This window comes from Vibrio sp. L85 (genome assembly GCF_963871815.1).
GTDB lineage: Bacteria > Pseudomonadota > Gammaproteobacteria > Enterobacterales > Vibrionaceae > Vibrio > Vibrio harveyi.
Genome location: NZ_CAWMYL010000143.1, coordinates 38409 through 56544, shown reverse-complemented (window position 1 = coordinate 56544; position 18136 = coordinate 38409). Strand labels below are relative to the sequence as shown.

At 43.4% G+C, this 18136-nt stretch carries 14 protein-coding genes; 13 read left to right on the top strand and 1 reads right to left on the bottom strand.

All coding sequences use genetic code 11. The features are described from left to right. Nucleotides 1-20 precede the first annotated feature (20 nt). The 6 genes from AACR11_RS14515 (at nt 21) to AACR11_RS14490 (ending at nt 9446) form a co-directional block, all read left to right on the top strand. Entirely contained in the window at nt 21-557 is a 537-nt protein-coding gene (locus AACR11_RS14515) for a S26 family signal peptidase (protein ID WP_169780639.1), read from the top strand. Then, nucleotides 544-1908: a TrbC family F-type conjugative pilus assembly protein gene (locus tag AACR11_RS14510; RefSeq protein ID WP_053409873.1), complete on the top strand. Its 1365-nt coding sequence runs from the start codon at nt 544-546 to the stop codon at nt 1906-1908. Before AACR11_RS14515 ends, AACR11_RS14510 begins: the two co-directional genes overlap by 14 nt. 29 nt (nt 1909-1937) lie before the next feature. Continuing rightward, a complete protein-coding gene (locus AACR11_RS14505; RefSeq protein ID WP_157052370.1) occupies nt 1938-2075 on the top strand; it encodes a hypothetical protein in 138 nt (45 codons plus the stop codon). Further along, a complete protein-coding gene (locus AACR11_RS14500) occupies nt 2075-3163 on the top strand; it encodes a TraU family protein (RefSeq protein WP_053409874.1) in 1089 nt (362 codons plus the stop codon). Before AACR11_RS14505 ends, AACR11_RS14500 begins: the two co-directional genes overlap by 1 nt. 182 nt (nt 3164-3345) lie before the next feature. Beyond that, complete coding sequence (gene traN, locus AACR11_RS14495; protein ID WP_139374575.1) at nt 3346-7671, top strand: conjugal transfer protein TraN; 4326 nt, start codon at nt 3346-3348, stop codon at nt 7669-7671. 236 nt (nt 7672-7907) lie between these two features. Continuing rightward, nucleotides 7908-9446, top strand: a complete 1539-nt coding sequence (locus AACR11_RS14490; protein WP_053409876.1) for a Fic family protein — start codon at nt 7908-7910, stop codon at nt 9444-9446. 46 nt (nt 9447-9492) lie between these two features. On the opposite strand, the gene AACR11_RS14485 is transcribed toward AACR11_RS14490, so the two are convergent. Next, complete coding sequence (locus AACR11_RS14485; RefSeq protein WP_053409877.1) at nt 9493-10353, bottom strand: hypothetical protein; 861 nt, start codon at nt 10351-10353, stop codon at nt 9493-9495. 292 nt (nt 10354-10645) lie between these two features. On the opposite strand from AACR11_RS14485, the gene AACR11_RS14480 reads away from it, so the two are divergent. The 7 genes from AACR11_RS14480 (at nt 10646) to AACR11_RS14450 (ending at nt 17755) form a co-directional block, all read left to right on the top strand. Beyond that, entirely contained in the window at nt 10646-12508 is a 1863-nt protein-coding gene (locus AACR11_RS14480; protein WP_053409878.1) for an ATP-dependent helicase, read from the top strand. A 422-nt stretch (nt 12509-12930) separates the two neighbouring features. Next, a complete protein-coding gene (locus tag AACR11_RS14475; protein WP_053409879.1) occupies nt 12931-13272 on the top strand; it encodes a putative quorum-sensing-regulated virulence factor in 342 nt (113 codons plus the stop codon). Between the two features lie 1123 nt (nt 13273-14395). Further along, complete coding sequence (locus tag AACR11_RS14470) at nt 14396-15007, top strand: hypothetical protein (protein ID WP_053409880.1); 612 nt, start codon at nt 14396-14398, stop codon at nt 15005-15007. A 129-nt stretch (nt 15008-15136) separates the two neighbouring features. Next, entirely contained in the window at nt 15137-15322 is a 186-nt protein-coding gene (locus AACR11_RS14465) for a hypothetical protein (RefSeq protein WP_053409881.1), read from the top strand. Between the two features lie 9 nt (nt 15323-15331). Further along, the gene (locus AACR11_RS14460) at nt 15332-15580 is read left to right on the top strand and encodes a hypothetical protein (RefSeq protein ID WP_053409882.1); all 249 of its coding nucleotides are present in this window, start codon (nt 15332-15334) and stop codon (nt 15578-15580) included. Between the two features lie 118 nt (nt 15581-15698). Further along, nucleotides 15699-16466, top strand: a complete 768-nt coding sequence (locus AACR11_RS14455) for a hypothetical protein (RefSeq protein ID WP_053409883.1) — start codon at nt 15699-15701, stop codon at nt 16464-16466. 113 nt (nt 16467-16579) lie between these two features. Continuing rightward, nucleotides 16580-17755, top strand: a complete 1176-nt coding sequence (locus AACR11_RS14450; RefSeq protein WP_079324386.1) for an AAA family ATPase — start codon at nt 16580-16582, stop codon at nt 17753-17755. Nucleotides 17756-18136: the final 381 nt, after the last annotated feature.

Below are 18136 nucleotides of genomic sequence, written 5' to 3'. Positions count from 1 at the left end.
TTAATTCATTGGTGTTGAAGATGTCAGAACAGTCAGCAGTTATTCCAATTACAGGAAAGCTAACCAGCAAGCGTAAAGAGCGGCTAATCAAACCTCTAATAACAGGCGTTATTTGCACGGCTGCAGTTATGGGGTTTAGCTCTCGGTATACCTTGTTGCCGCCAGTTAGTGATTATCCATGTATACCAGGTCGACTATTTATCATGGATAGAGCTGATCAGAATGTTGGTGTAGGTGACCTTGTTACCTTTAAATCCAAAGATACAGTGTTATTCCCTGATGGAACCCTCTTCACCAAAATCACCGTAGGCGCGCCGGGCGATACTGTCATTGTTAATCGCAATGAAGTTTTTAACGGACGTCACAATTACCACTCAGATGTTAGTGTCACAGCTGATTATCTAAAAGTTACCCTCGACTCATTATCCCGAGAAGAACATCTCACAAGTGGAAAACTCTTCGCGCTCGGAACCCTACCTGGATCACTTGATTCAAGATTTTGGGGAACCGTGGATATAGCTAGTCAGGTGGTTGGAAAATCATATGTCATTTTTTAGAAAGAAACTGGGCGCGGGAATACTCTTGGGCCTTACCGCTAGTTCGTCATTCGCTGCGCCGACGCTGACAACAGAAGACATGGCCACATTTGAGCAAAATAAAAAGCTCATTCAACAGTCGAAAAAGATGGACGCACCGAGTTGGCTGCGTCAATACGATGCGAGTGCTCCCGTAGAGAGTGCACCGGAAGGTGTAAAACGATGGATACCTGCAGCGCAACAGATTGGTGATGATAGTCATTCATTTATCGAGAAAACTATCCAAGATACCTATAAGGTAGTGGATAAAAGTAAGATCCGAACTATCGATATGAAGCCTCGCCCAGATAGCCCTTTGAAAGAAGGTGAAGAGCTGTATTACTTCGTATCTTTCTCCCAACCGGTATCTGAAATTAAAGACATCCTGAAAACCGCTTCGGAAGTTGATGCTCGCGTGATTCTTCGCGGCATGCGTCCAGAAGACAAGATGGTTAACCAAACGGCCGCGGCAATGTATGGCATTGCCAAGGAGTTTCGCCCAACGCCTAAAGTATCCATTGACCCTCGACTTCATAAAGTGTTTGGCATTACCCAAGCGCCGGCAATGGTGTACCGCAATAGTAAAGACAATCATATCGTTTCAGTTAACGGCGTTGCTTCGTTGGATTGGTTTTTAGAAAAGGCGCGAGATAGTAAAAAGACTGAAAATCTAGGGGTAGTCTCCACTACTTACGACATCACCGAACGCGATGTAATCGAAGAGATTCAAGAGCGTGTTGCAGCCGTAGACTGGGATGCTAAACGTCGCAAAGCAATGAATCGCTATATTCAAAATCTCCCTGACTTCCTCATACCGACAGCTCAAGAAGATGCCATTTATAAGATTGATCCACGAGTCCAGTTCCATAAAGACGTTAAGGCGAAAGATGGCACGTTGTTGGCGACCAAAGGGCAGGTTGTAAACCCAATTGACCATTTCCCCGGTATGAGCCTGACCCTGTATATCTTTGATGGATTAAGTGAGCAGCAGCGCGCACTCGTCCATGAAGAGATTAAAAACGGTTATGGAAAGATCGGCCTGATGACTTCTCGAATCGATAAAGAAGAAGGTTTTAAGTTCATCAGTGATTTGAGTAAAGAATACAAGCAACAAGTTTACATGCTTCAAGAACGCATGATTAATCGATTCCAGATAAAAAAACTGCCGGTACAAATTTATTTAGGTAACGGTGAAATCGTTGTTAGAGAGTATGGCGTTAAGGCTCAGGAAGACGCCCTTATGAAACAACGAATGAAAGCTGGGATAGAGCCAAATACGGTCACTGTGACGGGTACTGAGGTAGTAGAAACACCCTCAGTAGTAACTAAGTAAAAGAATAAATGAGAGATTAGGGAAACGACATGAGATTTTTATTAACAGTAGGTGTGTCTTTTGTAGGTGGTGTTTACTTTACTTTAGCGAACCCAAGTCTTGGCCGAACGATTACCTCATATGCAGACATTGTGATAGCTCAAGCAAGTGCTTTATTAGGTGGCTAATGATGTCCTTAATAAGAAAAGCAAAGCGGTTTCTGGCCCAGTTGGTTCTCGCTACATCCATTTTTTGCACGGTAGCCTCACCAGCACTAGCCGAAGAGGGGGCATCATTTCTTAGTGATGCCGCTTGCCCGGACACAAAATACTTCAATAACTTGATCAATAAGTTCTGTTGGAGCTGTACATTGCCATTTAACTTGATGGGGTTCTCTTCTGAACCGCCAGATGGTGCGAATACTGATGCGATGTGTTATTGCCAAGATGAACTTGGTGTACCAGAGCTGGGATTTAGTGTGGGCTATTGGGCGCCCGAACAGATTATAGAAATCACAACGACGCCTTGGTGTAGTCCTACCCTTGGTGGAACAATGGTACAGGACGACCTAACCAGCATGGGAACGACCGGGGGAGGGAAAAAAGCCGATAGGACAACGATGGCCACGTTCCATTACAATTACTTCGCCAACCCCGTATTTAAAATGCTGTCGATGTTCATGATTCCTGAGTGTGACAAAGACCCTGGCATAGTCGACCTTGATCTTTTATACATGTCGATGCTCGATATTACGTGGTACGACGATATGTTGGCAATGGTATTTAACGCGGATGCAACGGCATTTGCAAATCCCGTAGCTCAGGCAGTTTGTATGAAAGATTGTGCTGTGTTGACGGCTACGTCAGACCCGTCAGATCAAAACTGGTTCTGTGCTGGTTGTGAAGGAAATATGTATCCATTCACTGGTAACGTTACGACAGATAACAACCCAATCCGTACTAGTAGCTTGATTGTTACGAGGGCACTAGCGTCAATGCACCGTAGGGGGCTCGCTCGGACTACCTATGGCGAAGATGCGATGTGTGAAAACGTGTATAGCCCGATGATTCCAAAACCCATGTATAAGGTCAGTATGGCTTGGCCAGTGGCCGAGGTGGACAGTTTGGGGAACCAGATTACAGACTCTTGCTGTCATCCTCTTGGAGATTTTTGGATGAAGTGGGGCTTAGGGCGTATGGCTGCTGGCGGGGGGAAAGATAATACATTTGTGTACAATATCTTCCGCTACAACGATTGTTGTGTACGGTACTACTAACCCTCTAATGAATGCGATGTTTGACATCGCATTTTTTTTAGAAAAATCCTATATGGAATTGTATTTTGTATGCTGCTTACGCATTCAATAAGTCCATCTAGTTAGGGGCACTTAATTGAAATGCGTGACCCCAAAACCTGACAGACTCCATTGATAAAATTTTATCTGGAGTCACCATCCTCGTGTTCAAAAAATCCTTATCAATGGTGCTGGTGGTAACGTACTTAACGAACCTTATGTCTGCAGCGTATGTTGGCATATTGATCGGAATGTTGACGGCTTCCACTCCAAGTTTTGCAGCACTGTCGCTAGATACGCCTATACAAATGGATTACAGCTGTCCATCTGGTTACACGCTGACTGGCGGTAAATGTATCAAGAAAGAAGTCCGTTCTATAAGAGAATCTTGCGCTTCTGGCTACAGTCGCTCTGGAGACAGTTGTATTAGAAACGAGTCGACATCGGCCACAGTTATTTGTGCAACAGGTTTTACTTTTGATACCGCTCAGTTTCCTAACCAATGTTCAATGCTTGCTGGCCGGGATAGTGTGGAAGAAGGCAGTTGCTCAGATCGATTTGAAGGAACTACTCGAGTTGGGACAGCATGTTATTACGTGGAAGCACCGGAAGAAATTAAATGTCCGGCCGATGCTGCGAACGCTACTCCCACAACAGTGAATATGAGCTGTAGTAGTGGAGCTCAAATCATTGGTGAATGTAATAGCAGTGGTACTGCGTACACTACACCAGATATGCGTTGGAAGTTAAACGCACCAGCATTTATGTGTTCTCGTACATTGTATAAAGGTGTAGAAAAAGCATGTGACAGTGGTTTTTCTATGGAAGGCGATGCGTGTACGCGTACTTTGTCCACGGTTCCTAGTGCTTCTTGCAAAGCGGGATACTATCAGAAAGGTAATCAGTGTTTCCCGGGTGAAGCAGAAGAAACCTGCGGGGCAGGTACAACCATGCGTTATGGTGTGTGCGTTTCACCGAGCGGTGAACTATCGTGTCCTAGCGGTCAGTATTTAGAAGCAGGTTCAAACCTATGTGTTAAAAATCGGACTGACTCAAACCCCGCGACATTCGATGACAATGATTTTAGCTATTTCTTCAATCAAGGCTCTGAATTAGGACGAAACACAGCGAGCACCATATCTATGCCATCTATAAGTGGATCCGGTGGTACAAGTGGTATTAACGTAAGTGCTGAATTCATGGATAACGAAACCAAGCTATCTAATGAAGACTTATTTAAAGCTATTTCTAGTGGCGGTGTCGATACAAACAATGGATTCTCAGCGCCAGATGGCACTTATCAAGACGAAGAAGCACAGAGCCAATTCATCCGCGGCCAAATTAGTAGCAATCAAGAATTTTTGGATTCATCTGGCGAAGTAGAAGGTGATTCGAGTGAGGAAGTAGTCGATAACACTAACCACTCAGCATTAGCGTATGGCGCTTTGATGGATGCCCGTAATCAGAATCCTGCACGTAAACTCAGCCGTGACTCGGCAATGTTCCAAGTTAGCCGAAATACGGTAACTGATGCATTTACAGGGCAGGGGGCATATTTCGGTGACTGTAGCGCGGAGAGTACTACATATCAGGAACTAGACCCGACCAAAATTATTACTAACCGTGCAACTTGCATGAAGCCAAACAAAAACAATCAATCAGGTTGTATCGTTGACCGCAAGTTATTGAAGCCGACCTTAAATATTATTGAAGGTGCAGATAATGCCAGTCTATCAATGTGTGGTGAGGATTGTGTAAGGCTTACTCTAGGTAAAGAAGGGGATGACTACCTTCACCAAACAGGTTCGTGTGGTATCTACAAAGAGAAAATAGCGATTTCTCTTGTAAAAGGTAATGCTGTAAAAAAAGCAACCGTGTTGACGGGTAGTTATGACGACCAATTCCGTCTGAAAGCCGATGGTGAGATGTTCTATAACGGTGTTCACATGGGCTTCCCGACGGAAGATGGTTTCCCAACAACAGCTACTGGATGTGAACAAAACACAAGCCGTACCGTACCGAGATTTGATGCGACTAAAGCATTCCAAGATGCATTCGCAGACGATGACCGCATTGAATTCGACTATCAAGTTGGTGTGGGCGGTGATGGTGAAGCCTATGCAGTTGTTGAACTTATCTTCGAAGATCCGGTTCGTACACACTGGGAAGAGCGATTCGACTATTTTCCAGAAGGCTGTAATGAGCGTTTAGAAGAGCCCGATAGCTACTGCACATCTGGCCCATTCCAATGTGATGATGAAGTTGAATGGACAATTATCGATTTAGGTACCTGGGGAACCGAAGATTCAAATGGTAAATGGGAAACCACAAATGATAAAAATACTGTTAAACAAACGATCAATGGTAACCCGACCAGCTATCTCTCTGAATATTCCTATGAGTTGAACTCGTTTAAAGGCTACATCAAAGTAAATACTGACGAAGACGATGACTATATTGGTTTCGTCTTTGGAGTACCTGAAAAGGGAGCGGATCTCACAGATCCTGACAATAGTTATTTTGTTATTTCATGGAAACAAGGGAATCAAGAAGGCGCGGCAAAAGGACTGGTATTGGCCAAAGTTACAGGGCCAATGGGTGTAATACCGAAAAAACATCAATTATCCAAGGATGATGGAACATATGAAGTATTAGCGACTAATTTGGGTACCGGTTGGGCAGACAATAAAGAATACGAGTTTCAACTCGATATTGAGCCTGAGCATTTTACTCTGTCAATCAATGACAAGGTATGGATTGACACTGATGGAGAGTTTCATAGTGGTCGTGTAGGTTTCTACAACAGTTCACAAAGTGATGTTAGCTACTCCCAAGTTAAGCAACTGTATCCTGCAGGCCTTGGTCGTGATGCGAAATACTTGTTTGCTCCACTATGGGACGGCGCGGCAAAATTCCCGGTATGCATGTCAGCACACCGCGAAGACTACGTTTGTGATCCGCTAAAAGGCAAGTCACTTTCTATGAATGGAGGTAGCTTCTCATTTAGTGACATTATCCATCTTGATGACGGTTGCGCTGTATACGACGAAGACGATTCATGTGACGCGGTATCTCAAGAGTGTGTAGAAGGTTGGCTAGATGAAGAATCGGGTACATGCTATGCATGGAATGTTACCTATGAGTGTCAGGATACGAGCAACGCAGTCATAACTAAAACGCGTTCAAACAATACATGTTTAACAGATCAGAACTGTATTGATGGTTCCTGTACAGTAAGGGCCGATGAAACCAACCAAGACTTTACTAATGCATTAACCACTTACGCGACCATGAATGAGATTGGTTCGACAAAAGAATGTTCGGACCCAAGTGATGTGACATCATGTGAAGTGTTTAGCGGTGAAGCACGTTGGTGTGGATGGGATCAGTTAAAAGTGAATGACTGTTGTGAACAGCCAGCTGGAGTCAATACATTGAACGTTTTCAAGCTTGGTCAGAATATATACACGGTGACCGGATATGCAGCATCTGCAGAAGGTGCGTTCGGTGGAACAGCGATTCAAACTGGTCTTGAAGCTGCCGGCCAAGCAGTTGAAGGCGCATGGGATACTCTATCAAGTAAGGCAGTAGATGTAGGTAAAAGTGTTTGGAATACAGTTTCTAGTAAGTTAACTGGCGCTGTCGGTAATACTGCTGGAAATACTTCTGCTAACCTGGTCTCAAATAGTGGTAGCGTTATTGGTAACTTTTCTAGTTCGGTAACAACCGCGTTATCAAACTTTAAAAATACCCTAATGCAGAAAATCTACGACATGCTTCCAGAGACATTGCAGAACGCTATTAACTCTGCAGCCACGTCTATCGGTGGTAGTGGTGCCGCTGCAACAGGGGCAACAGCAATGAACACAATTGCCACGTCAGTAATGAACGTGATCAGCTTCATTGGTTGGGTATATGCAGTTTATCAATTGGCAAAACTGGCATACACAATGTTGACGGCGTGTACCGAAGAAGAAGAAGACATGGGAGTTCAATTACTCAGTAAGAAATGTTTTAAAACACACCATGAAGACTGCGACAAAGTATTCGGTGTTTGTACTAATCGTGCAAAAGATTTCCATTGTTGTTATGAAAGCGTAATTAGTCGAATCATCATGGAACAAGCGATTGTACAGCTTGGATGGAGCGCTAAATCGTTTAGAAACGAAATGGGTTGTCGAGGGCTAAAGATCTCCGAGCTCAGCAAAGTGAACTTTTCAAAAATTGACTTTACTGAATGGGTAGAAATGATGGCCGAGTCAGATGAGTTGCCGATCGATAAATCAATGGAAGATATAACCGGCGGGAACATTTCTAACGGATTTGGCCGATCAGATGCTCTCGAACGTAACCAAGAACGTTCAGTCGATAATGCCTGGGTTCAACGTCGAGAAGAGATGGAAGAGGCTGATGTAGGAAATAATGTCGATTGTACAACGCGACCAAGACCGAAGAGTTGTGAGCAAGGTGCGTTCACTCCGAATCAGTAAATAGAAAAACAAGGCGGCCCTCGGGTCGCCTTTTTAATACGTAACTGAAAGTAATGTAAGTTAACAACTAAGAGTAATTTGAATGCATAAGTGAAAGTAACCCATGCGCGTAACTGAAAGGAAAATAAATGCGTAAGTGAAAGTAATGCATTTGCGTAACTAAGAGTAATTTAAATGCATAACTGGGAGTGATATACTTTTAGCACTCACTGATAATTTAAAAGATGGACACAGTTATGGCTAAAACCGGTAATGAAAAACTTGCAGAGGCGTTAAGAGAGGCGTCTGCAGTTCGAGCGGGGAACATCGTTAATAGTAGTAATCTTAAGCCTACAACGCGAACCTTATTGGTGTCCGAAGGCTATCTAAAACAAATAGTTCGAGGTTGGTACCTGTTCGATGCAGACATTACAGTAGAGAAAGCTGGTGAGTCAGCTCTCTGGTACCAATCCATTTGGCAGTTCGTTGGCCAATACCTGCAAGAAGCATACGGTGACGATTACTGGCTAAACCCGGAAGCATCCATCGATATTCATACGGCAAACAACTCTTTGCCAAAACAGCTAGTTGTATTTACCAGTGAGGGGGCAACAAAAAATATAGTATTGCCAAACGACATGAGTCTTATGGTGATAAAGAAATCTGGTAAGCCTACTCACATCACTGAATACCAAGGTGTTCAGGTACTTACACTTGAGTTCGCATTGGCCGGGTTAGCTCCCACAATTTACAGGTCTAATCCTTTGGCTGTGCAAATCGCACTTGGACAATCTGACGTTAATGCAGTTGCAGACAGTTTACTCGTTACTAAGAACGTTCAATCGGCCAATAGATTGATTGGTGCGTATCTCGAGATTGGTCGTAAAGCTGACTCTCGAAACCTTACAAACATTATTACTGCTGCTGGGCTATCACCAATTAAGGGTGAGAACCCTTTTGAAGTGCCGGTCATTAAAATTGGTAATAAACGTCAAGAATCTGCGGCGGCTGTGCGCGTTCGTTTGCTATGGCAAAAGCTGCGTGAAGATGTAGAGCAGGTGTTTACCGATAAGGCATCTACTGACTTCTTTAAGAGCACTCTTAATGAACTGCTAGATTCAATGGATAAGGTATACGTATCGGATGCTTATCACTCGCTGTCCATCGAAGGATATGTTGTTACCGAAGAACTGATTAACCGTGTAGCAAATGGCGAGTGGGATTCAGAACACATAGCCGCAGACAAGCAACAAAGAGATGCACTGGCAGCGCGAGGTTATTATGAAGCATTCCAAGCATTACGAGGGTTGATTCAAGAGGCGCACGAGGAAGGATCAGAGGACTTGGATCTGGAGTACCTTATCGATGTTAGCATAACTCAAATCTATACCTCTTTGTTTAAGCCTTGTGTTACGGCTGGCATCATTAATGAGCGTGATCTTGCTGGCTACAGAAAGGGGCCGATCATGATTCGGACATCACGCCATATGCCACCACAAAGTGAACATCTCATGGACTGTATGGACGCGCTAAAAGAGCTTATTGTGGGTGAGCCTAATTTTGCTGTAAAAGCTGTTTTAGGACATTTCTTCTTGGGATACGTACACCCATTTCCAGATGGGAATGGACGTACTAGCCGATTTCTAATGAATTTCATGTTTCTTCTTGGTGGTTATCGTTGGACGGTGGTGCCAGTAACGGAAAGAACTGCATATCTTGACGCATTAGAAAGCGCATCGATCGATTGTGATGTGGTGCCATTTGCTAAATTTCTACACAATGTGATGCCTGACTGATCAAAAAAGGCGACCAATGTCGCCTTTTATCAATGTGTTTAGAGTTCTATTTCTGAACTTTCACAAAGAAGTTAGGAACACCTTTGCGAATTACAAATGGAGTATCTTGGCTTACTAAAGGCTTATCCGATGGAGAAAAACGGTTAAGGTGTTCTGCTTTGTAGCTCATTGCTGGTACGTAAGCTGAAACCATGTTTGTTTCGATAAATGGTAGGAATGTAGCCGTGTTCAGTAGTCCATCTGTCAAACGCACAATAATGTATCGATCAGCTTTTACGTCAGGGTTAAATGGAATACCTGATTCTTTAGTCGCATAGCGAACTACATCAACTGAATATTTAGGGAATAGGTTGCATTCACCATATTTAGCATCGCCGTGCATTACAGGCCAGCATGCACCACCTTTAACACGGTATGAGCCATCTTTGTAGCTAACAAACTCTGTTGGGTGTTCCATTTGCTTATTGAAATCAGAAGCAATGAACGTATCCGCAGCAGGCTTTAAATAGTTAGTCTTTAAGTAATCATCAAGAGCCGCTTTGTTGGTAATATCAATGTTATCGGCAGGGATCCAAGCAATAATTTGAATAAAATCGGCTTGTACGTTACCACCAGCGTTGATGATCGCAGCCATACCAAGACCGCCCAAGGCGCCTATGCCACCACCAGCAAGAAAACCTAATCCAGCACTTGCACCATAGCCTACTTTGTTATCATAAACATCTTTCGCTACTACTGCGTCCTTAATATCAAACGGAACATAATCGTAACCAGATTTCAGAGTTTGCATTGCTACTGAGTCTGACGTGTTTAATTGCAAAGGTGTTGGGTCGATAGCTTTGTTACTCGCACAACCAGAAAGAGCCAAAGTTAGTGCAGCCATTGCAGGTACAAATAGTTTCTTCATTGGTAAATCCTTTAACGTGTGTTTTATGTCGTTGATATTTAAATGCTATAGCCTATTGCAGAACGTGCAATACTGCTCGGTGAAGAAAATTAAGGGCACTGGAAATATTCAACCGACGAATGATACGTAACTACGGTTGCACATCAACAAGTAATTTCAGTTTTTGGGGTAAATTTAAATCAATTCTGTACGTTGTTGCCAAACCAGATAAAAACGCTAACCATTGAACTCGTAAGATAATTCAATCTTGTTTATCATAAGCCAAACATTTAGAAGTACATGTGAGGTAATAGTGTCAGGATTAACAGAAGACCAACAGCTGGTGGCTGATAGTGACGGCCATACTATGTGTTGTGCACTGCCTGGTAGTGGTAAAAGCCATACAATGGTGGCCTTAGCGGATAATCTGGTAAATAAAGACCCGTCATACAAATTGCTACTCATTACATTCACCAAAGCTGCTGCAGAGGAACTCAATGAGCGTCTTGCTCAGAAGATTCAAGGTAGTGGTAAATATCGCGCTAAAGCTGCAACGTTTGACTCTGTATTTGGTCAACAGCTAAGAAATGGTGGCCGAAATACTAAGAGAACCCTAGTGGGTGGTGAGCAATATAACTTCCTTGAAAGGGCAATGCGTCACGCAGGCCTGTCAATGGATATTGAAGAAGCAATGAATGCCATTGATACCTATGGACGGATGCTTAAGCCTGAACCAATAAGTGGGAAGGGGAGCAATCCGGGATGGTTAATTTATTTAGCATATTCGGACCTACTTAAGAAAAACAATTGCCAAGACTTTAACCTGATAGCGCGCTCAGCATACCTGGGTGTGCAAAACGGCACGTTGCCGCCGTGGGATGCAACCCATATCCTCGTTGATGAATTTCAGGATACGAGTGACATGCAGTATGCCTGGATACAGATACATGGAGAAATGGGTGCAAAAATAGTGGTGGTAGGCGATGACGACCAATCTATCTACTCGTGGCGCGGGGCGGCAGGTTACCAGAATATGGTCAACTTTCAGGGTGACTTTAATGCGGTTGGTTACGTTTTGAAGATGTGCTTTCGCTGTCGGCCAGAAATACTCGCAGCCGCGAAAAGAGTTATAGAGTACAACGAGGACCGGGTATACAAAGATATGGTGTCCGGCAGGGAAGAGGGCGGCATAGTTAAACTCAAAGGATACTTAACAGCTGCGGATGAATTTCAGGGCATGGTACAAGCCATTACATCGGACAATCGCCAATGGGCTGTCCTTGGCCGTACTAACCGTATATTGGATGAAGCCGAAGGTTACCTAAAAATGCACGACATTCCATATCGTCGTTTAGGCGGTAAGAAGCTTTGGGATGATAATGTTGCGAATATTGTCCTCAAGTTGCTATGGAGTTTAGTACGTCCGAAAGACACTCGCTTCATTGGTGAGATCCTTGGTTGGTTAGGGGAAGACGAAGAAGCGATTCAAATGGTGACTCAAGGGTTAGCTCAAAAACGTACTTCTTTTGGAGACTTTATGCCACCAGCTTGGTTGGATTGGCGCCACAGCTCTGAACAATTGCACCTCCATTGGAAAGACTGGGGGAGTGATACAACTACCAAGTCTGATTTGAATGTGCGGGTTAAAGCGATAGTTGATTTCCTTAAGACGCATCGCGGTGGGAAAAGTCGAGAAGCTAGGCTTATTGAACTGGTTGGAGACATCCTAATCAACCTGAAAGTTGAAGGTGGTTTTGTCGACCGGGTTGAATTGCTTTCAAAGAACTTAGCACCAAGCCAAAAGGGTGGCGATGAAGACACTGAACGTGGAGTGGTAACACTGTCGAGTCTTCATTCATCGAAAGGGTTGCAGTGGGAGCAGGTTTGGATTTGTGGATCAAATCAAGGCGTATGTCCATCTAACAACTCGCTGGAGGAAGAATCAACGGGCGGTGTCCCGGAAGAGCGTAGGCTGTTCTATGTTGGAATGACTCGAGCAGTTGACGAACTTTATCTATCTTTTAACAGCGATCCTGATTCATCGGGAACGGCGAAGAAGAAAGAGCCATCTCAATTCTTAGCAGAAGGATTCCCCGAAGAATTGGCCTTAGCTGAGGAAAAACTACAGTTATTGGCCAAACAACGAAAAGATGAAGAACAGGAAGAGGCAGCATAAAATCCGTGGCGATTAAGTGGGTCTACAAAGTCGTATTTAATCGCCGCTGGTAAGGGTATTTATAGGTGCTTACGCTTTCAACGTGGGTTACTATTACAAGGTAAATTTCTTCTTTGGCATTAGCCCTTTCCCACAACTTTCCTCTCTTTTGAGAGACTTTGTTGGATTGTTTCAAGAAGAGCTGTGTTTTTTACTCACAACTGAATCCAAAGTAAGCTCGTTTGATAACTTTCAATCGTGATAAATACATAAATCTTATGTTCGCATAAGTAACTAAATATACTGCCGATTAGCTTGCCAGCTTCTCTGTAGTCATTAACAAAATTTGTTCTCATAAGGAGACTATGACTCTCCTTACGGGAAAAACTCATAGTATTCCTTTGTGCAAATTTTATTCATTTAAAATTTTCGGAGGAAATATTATGGCGTTTTTAGGATTGTTCGTTCTTGGTGTTTGTGTAATTGCTTTGCTTTACACCGGTGGTTCTGCTATCGAAAACAAGATTATTGAACACAAAAAGAAACTAGAAGAAGAAGCGATTATTGTACCAGAAATTGGTGGCTTCCTAGTTCATACCCACTCTGATGCTGAACGTGTTCACAACTTAGAAAAACTAACTGTGAGATTTGGTAAGCATGAGGGTAAGACATGGGCACAAGTTCCAACTGAGTATTTAACTTGGATGGTTCATGAAGATCACAAATACGTGCAACTTGCTCGTGTGATTCTTGCCGCTCGTCGTTCTGACTATACGTTCGTCTAACACCTAGTAGGTAACCACATTGCCTTTTAGGTGACGTGGTTTTGATTTATTCAATTAAAGGAAAATACCATGTTACTTTTAGACATTATCGAAGCTATTACTGACGTCATCCTTTTGTTGTCATAGTAAAGCTCGTACTGTAAGGGTCGTACCTTATAGTGTTATGCACATTTTCACTTAGTGATTTTGTCATAACCGTTATGGAGCATATCTAGCTAGATGTAAGTTGAAGTTAACGCCTTTTGGCATTGGCTTTGGCTTACACTTGCTAGGTTTCTCTTTCAGGTCTACCACCTCAAGCGTTTTTACGCGAGAGCGTTTGAGGGTAGATCTGAATACAAAGAGAGGCATTCCATGACGACTGAAACCACACCTGAAACTCTAAACAGCACACTCGATACTGAATCAAACGTTTCATTGCATTACCGCGATAACGTAGTGAGCTTCCGAAAGAAAAGACCATCAACCACTATAAATTCTATGGCTAGAAAAAGTCATTTGCACCGCTGGGCTCGATACACAGAGCAGCCAGTAAAGTGCGCGGTTGTTGCAATTTCTAGATAGGTCGCAGGGTTTCAGTTCGTCCTAGCTCGTTATCTTTATAACAAGCCTGGCAAGCTGCTTGGGGGAGGTTACTCTCCCCAGCAGTTCATTAATAAAACCAATTCAATCAAGCTGTTGGTCACACACCGACAGTTTAGGCGTTAGGCAGCAACTGTAAGACCTGACTAGCCTCCGAATTTATACCTGCACCTTAGTTGATTCATTTGCCTTTTGGCCTTTCCTCCCCATATTTTGGGATCGGGAATGTTGATGATCTAAGTGCTATCGTGACTTGTCTAATTGGATACTTTTCCTAACTGACACTATTACCTGTAATAGCATAAGTCACACCCCAAGTAGCTAATCTCACTACTCTAAAAAGAGATGTTTACTAGTCATTGACCAGCTATATAAATGGTCTTCAACCTGTCTTCAAGCTAACCACTTGTTGATAGATTTTACTTCCCGAACGGGTGGAGCTTTGTCCTTTACCTTTTTGGGTAAGATACTATATGCTCCGCTTACACGTTCAATAACAAGCGTTTTAGCTTGTTTATAAACAAATCTGTGGAGCAACAAAATGATTAAAACGAACGAAAACACTGTTGGATTTGGTGGTACATGTGGTCGTGACTTGAAGATACTTGGTGGTAATAATGGACCTCGCTTTGGCGTTGTGTCTGTTTGTCAAACTACTTCATGGCGCAAAAAAGATGGACCCGGATTCAATGAGCGTAAAGTTTGGATGAATTTAAAATTTAACGATTATCAAATTCAGAAACTTGAACGCAATGGCGGTCTTTTTTCTGGTGATGATATTTGTGTAAAAGGTTTTCTCGTTCAGCGCGCTATAGGTGAAGAAGGTCATATGATTACTGAGATTCAAGTTGAATCTATAGTGTCTCATCTTCCTAAAGCACTTAAAGAGTTAGCTAAAGAGGCTGGTTTGAATTATTCATCTCAACCTCAACAAGCACCTCAACAAGCTGGTGGCCAAGGTCATTATGATCGTCAACCGCAGCAACATGCACCGCAGCAGCAAGCACCTCAACGTGCTCCGCAGCAGCAACAGCATTACAGCGCACCTCAGAGCCCTGCACCGCAACATGCACCGCAGTACACTGATGACCAAATTCCACAACAAGGTGGAGATTGGGACGAAGAAGATTTCTATGGTAGCCGTCAACAGTAATAACTGACTGTTTGGCATTGCCATTGAAATTTAAACCTAAACCTAACCAACTTAAAAACCCATTTGGGAGATTTACTACTCCCTAATGGGGCAGTGATCTCCCTTTTTAAACCGACTGTGGAGGTCACCATGTCTACTAACAACTCTTGTAACTCAACCGATCCTAAACAAACAGCAGCTTACCTGAAACGTCGTTCGACGCGTCTACGTAAGAAAGCTCGTTTTGCTCGTGATGCTTCTACATGTGACCGCCTTATACATATGGCCGATCGTGCAGTAACTCGCGCAAACGAAATTTACTTTGCTGCTTGTTAAGGTGATGTCATGGCTAGTTTGATGTTTCAACTTGCGTCGTCCTGCAAAGGTCGAATCGAGCGGCACCGAACGGTAGGGGATAAGAATGCTCCTAAACGGATGCATATCTACTTTTCTCTTGATAGCCGGCAACGGTTTGTCATGACAGAAGAGAAAACAAAACAAGGCCGAGAATTTACAGAACTCAGAGAAGAGCAATTAGGCAAAAGTCTATGCGCTATCGAAGGGGAATGTATGCAAGAACTTGGCCTCGAGTAAATTTAGTAACTAAACCAATCTTTAATTAAACCAATCTGCCTAAGCAGGAATAACTCCTGCCAAAGCAGAAGTGTATTCCTCGTTTAAGCAGAACCAAAATTCTGTGGAGGAATTACACATGCAATACGACATCTTTGGTTCTATCGAAACTGCTTCTCAACCTAAACCACGTCAAGTTAAACCTAAAGCGAAGAAGAGCACCGCGCCTAAGAAACGCGTCACTGCACCTCGAGCTATGGTTGAAGACAAAGACGGTATCACAATGCGCCATGCCAATGCGTCACAGTCTATGCCTGATCACATGCTCTTGCTTTGCCCTGAGTACGATCCTGCAACTGATGAACTGTTACTTGATTGGGATGAAAACACATTGCTTGAACTATGGGATGGGATGTTACACGAACACCTTAAACAGCTACGTCAAACTAAACCTGGCTCAGCGACTCGTGAGGAAATCGTATCGTGGCAAGAAAGCGAATCCTTTAAGGATTTGTGTGCTGCGATTGGTTACCAACCTGACGATATTCGTGATGGTGTTCTTGAAGCGCTTCAAAACTACGACAGTGCCGCCCAGACTCGCAAAGTAATTAACATGCTTGTGAAGCTGGACCACAAAGTTGTAGATGAAGTAAATGAAATTGGCCTTTCACCGCGTGAATGTAATTCTCGTCGTTTTAAAGACCAATTAGCTGACTGGTTCTTGTCTGAGTTTCGCAAATGCAAAACCAGCAAAGCTAAGTGGGCAAAGGTAGCAACATTGATGCACTGTGACGAACTACGTGAACTAACCAGTAAAATCGGTATGGACATGGCAGGCGTTATCAACCGTATCAAACCAAAAATGTACTTTATTCAGAATCCAGAAGATTCTGAGTTCGACGTTTAATTAAACAACCAAAAACCAAACCAACCATGCCCAAAGGGGACGGCATAACTTCCCCTACGGGATAGTTGTGTTTGTCCTCTGCGGGTTTCTAAATCCTGTGGAGGAATTTTAAAATGACTAATACTGCAACTATTACTGCTCAACCAACTCAAGTTATCAACCGTGAAACAGCTAGCCAAATGTCTAATGAGCAATTGGTTAAGTTATTGGAGCTTAAAAACCCAATGATTGAGGACATTGTTTACAGTGACCCTCGCTGGAGCGAATTGGAACTGGTTGATGCCGGCGAAGTATTTGCACCACACATTCCGAAAGGCATGTTCAAGATCCAACGCCCTAAACACCGTCATCCAAAATGCATCGATTCGAATCCGACTTACATCCCTCAACGTGATGTACTTCGAGCAATCCTTGCTTGGTGGTGTGCTCCAACACGTAAGCTATCGCTTTTCATGTTTGGTGAAACAGGTACTGGTAAAACTGAAATGCTTTTATGGTTTGCTGACCGTATGAACTGGCCAGTGTCTTTAACCGCGGTGAATGAGAGTATGCGACCTGAAAAGGCTCAAGGCTCTTACATCTTGTTTAATGGCAAAACACCTTACCGTTACGGTAGTGTGGCAAGCGCTATGAAATATGGTTGGTGTCAGATTATGGATGAATGTGATAAAGGTTCAGGAGATTTCCTGAGCAAGCTTCACACTCCTGCTGAATACAAACCTTGGCAATTAGACGATACAGGCGAAATCATTACCCCACATAAAAACTTCCGTTTTTGCGCAACCGCGAATACGAATGGTGGTGGTGACATGACAGGTAGATACCATACCTCTCAACGTCTTGATGAAGCTTTCCGTCGTCGTTTTGCTTTCGTTGAATGTGATTATCCATCAGCTGCTGTGGAAGATAGTATCTTGTCTGCAAGTTACCCTGACATCAGCAAAGGCACTCGACACAAGATGATTAAGTTGGCTGGCCAAATGAGACTTGCACTTCGTGCACCTCAGCTGGAAGCCAAAGCGACCACACCGGAAGCACTTAAGAAACTGGCTCTGCCAGATGAACGTCTGTCTTGTGCATTCTCTACTCGTGTTCTAGTGGCATGGGCAGATTACATGACAATCTTTGGTGTTAAAAATGTTCCGTTGAGAGAGTCTTTCGACTTTGTATTCGGTAACAGCCTTGATGAAGCGGATGAACCTGCAGTTTATGCAATCGTTCATCGTATCTTCGGAGAGTCTTTCGACCATCCTGATGGTTGGAACGAGGCTAATGCATCGGGAAAGTAAGTAAGGGAACTGATCAGGAGAAGGACTATTGTTCTTCCCCTGAACAGGATGTTTCTAGCGTCAAATTTGAATGCTATGGAGCAATCCGACCGGATGGCAAGCAAAAGACTTGGGCAATAGGCCAAGATCAACGCGGTGTCCATACCTGGTTCACTGAGCCGGGCGGTTCCCAACTTGTTTATTACTTTAAGCCTTTAGTCACTGACTTTAATGGGTCAAACATTGAAGGTGAATTTTATGTTCGCAAGAAGATCACTGAAAAAGAAGGGAAAGGTTATGTCTCAATTGGGCAAAAAACCTTTAACTCTTTGACTCGAACTTTTGTGTAACAAACCTAAAAATTAATCCTATGGGGATGCTTTTTACAATCTCCCCATAGGG

What these genes read in the sequence shown, in the direction of transcription:
- AACR11_RS14515 (WP_169780639.1), top strand. Translation starts at nt 21, where the DNA reads ATGTCAGAACAGTCAGCAGTTATTCCAATTACAGGAAAGCTAACCAGC.
- AACR11_RS14510 (WP_053409873.1), top strand. Translation starts at nt 544, where the DNA reads ATGTCATTTTTTAGAAAGAAACTGGGCGCGGGAATACTCTTGGGCCTT.
- AACR11_RS14505 (WP_157052370.1), top strand. Translation starts at nt 1,938, where the DNA reads ATGAGATTTTTATTAACAGTAGGTGTGTCTTTTGTAGGTGGTGTTTAC.
- AACR11_RS14500 (WP_053409874.1), top strand. Translation starts at nt 2,075, where the DNA reads ATGATGTCCTTAATAAGAAAAGCAAAGCGGTTTCTGGCCCAGTTGGTT.
- AACR11_RS14490 (WP_053409876.1), top strand. Translation starts at nt 7,908, where the DNA reads ATGGCTAAAACCGGTAATGAAAAACTTGCAGAGGCGTTAAGAGAGGCG.
- AACR11_RS14485 (WP_053409877.1), bottom strand. Translation starts at nt 10,353, where the DNA reads ATGAAGAAACTATTTGTACCTGCAATGGCTGCACTAACTTTGGCTCTT.
- AACR11_RS14475 (WP_053409879.1), top strand. Translation starts at nt 12,931, where the DNA reads ATGGCGTTTTTAGGATTGTTCGTTCTTGGTGTTTGTGTAATTGCTTTG.
- AACR11_RS14470 (WP_053409880.1), top strand. Translation starts at nt 14,396, where the DNA reads ATGATTAAAACGAACGAAAACACTGTTGGATTTGGTGGTACATGTGGT.
- AACR11_RS14465 (WP_053409881.1), top strand. Translation starts at nt 15,137, where the DNA reads ATGTCTACTAACAACTCTTGTAACTCAACCGATCCTAAACAAACAGCA.
- AACR11_RS14460 (WP_053409882.1), top strand. Translation starts at nt 15,332, where the DNA reads ATGGCTAGTTTGATGTTTCAACTTGCGTCGTCCTGCAAAGGTCGAATC.
- AACR11_RS14455 (WP_053409883.1), top strand. Translation starts at nt 15,699, where the DNA reads ATGCAATACGACATCTTTGGTTCTATCGAAACTGCTTCTCAACCTAAA.
- AACR11_RS14450 (WP_079324386.1), top strand. Translation starts at nt 16,580, where the DNA reads ATGACTAATACTGCAACTATTACTGCTCAACCAACTCAAGTTATCAAC.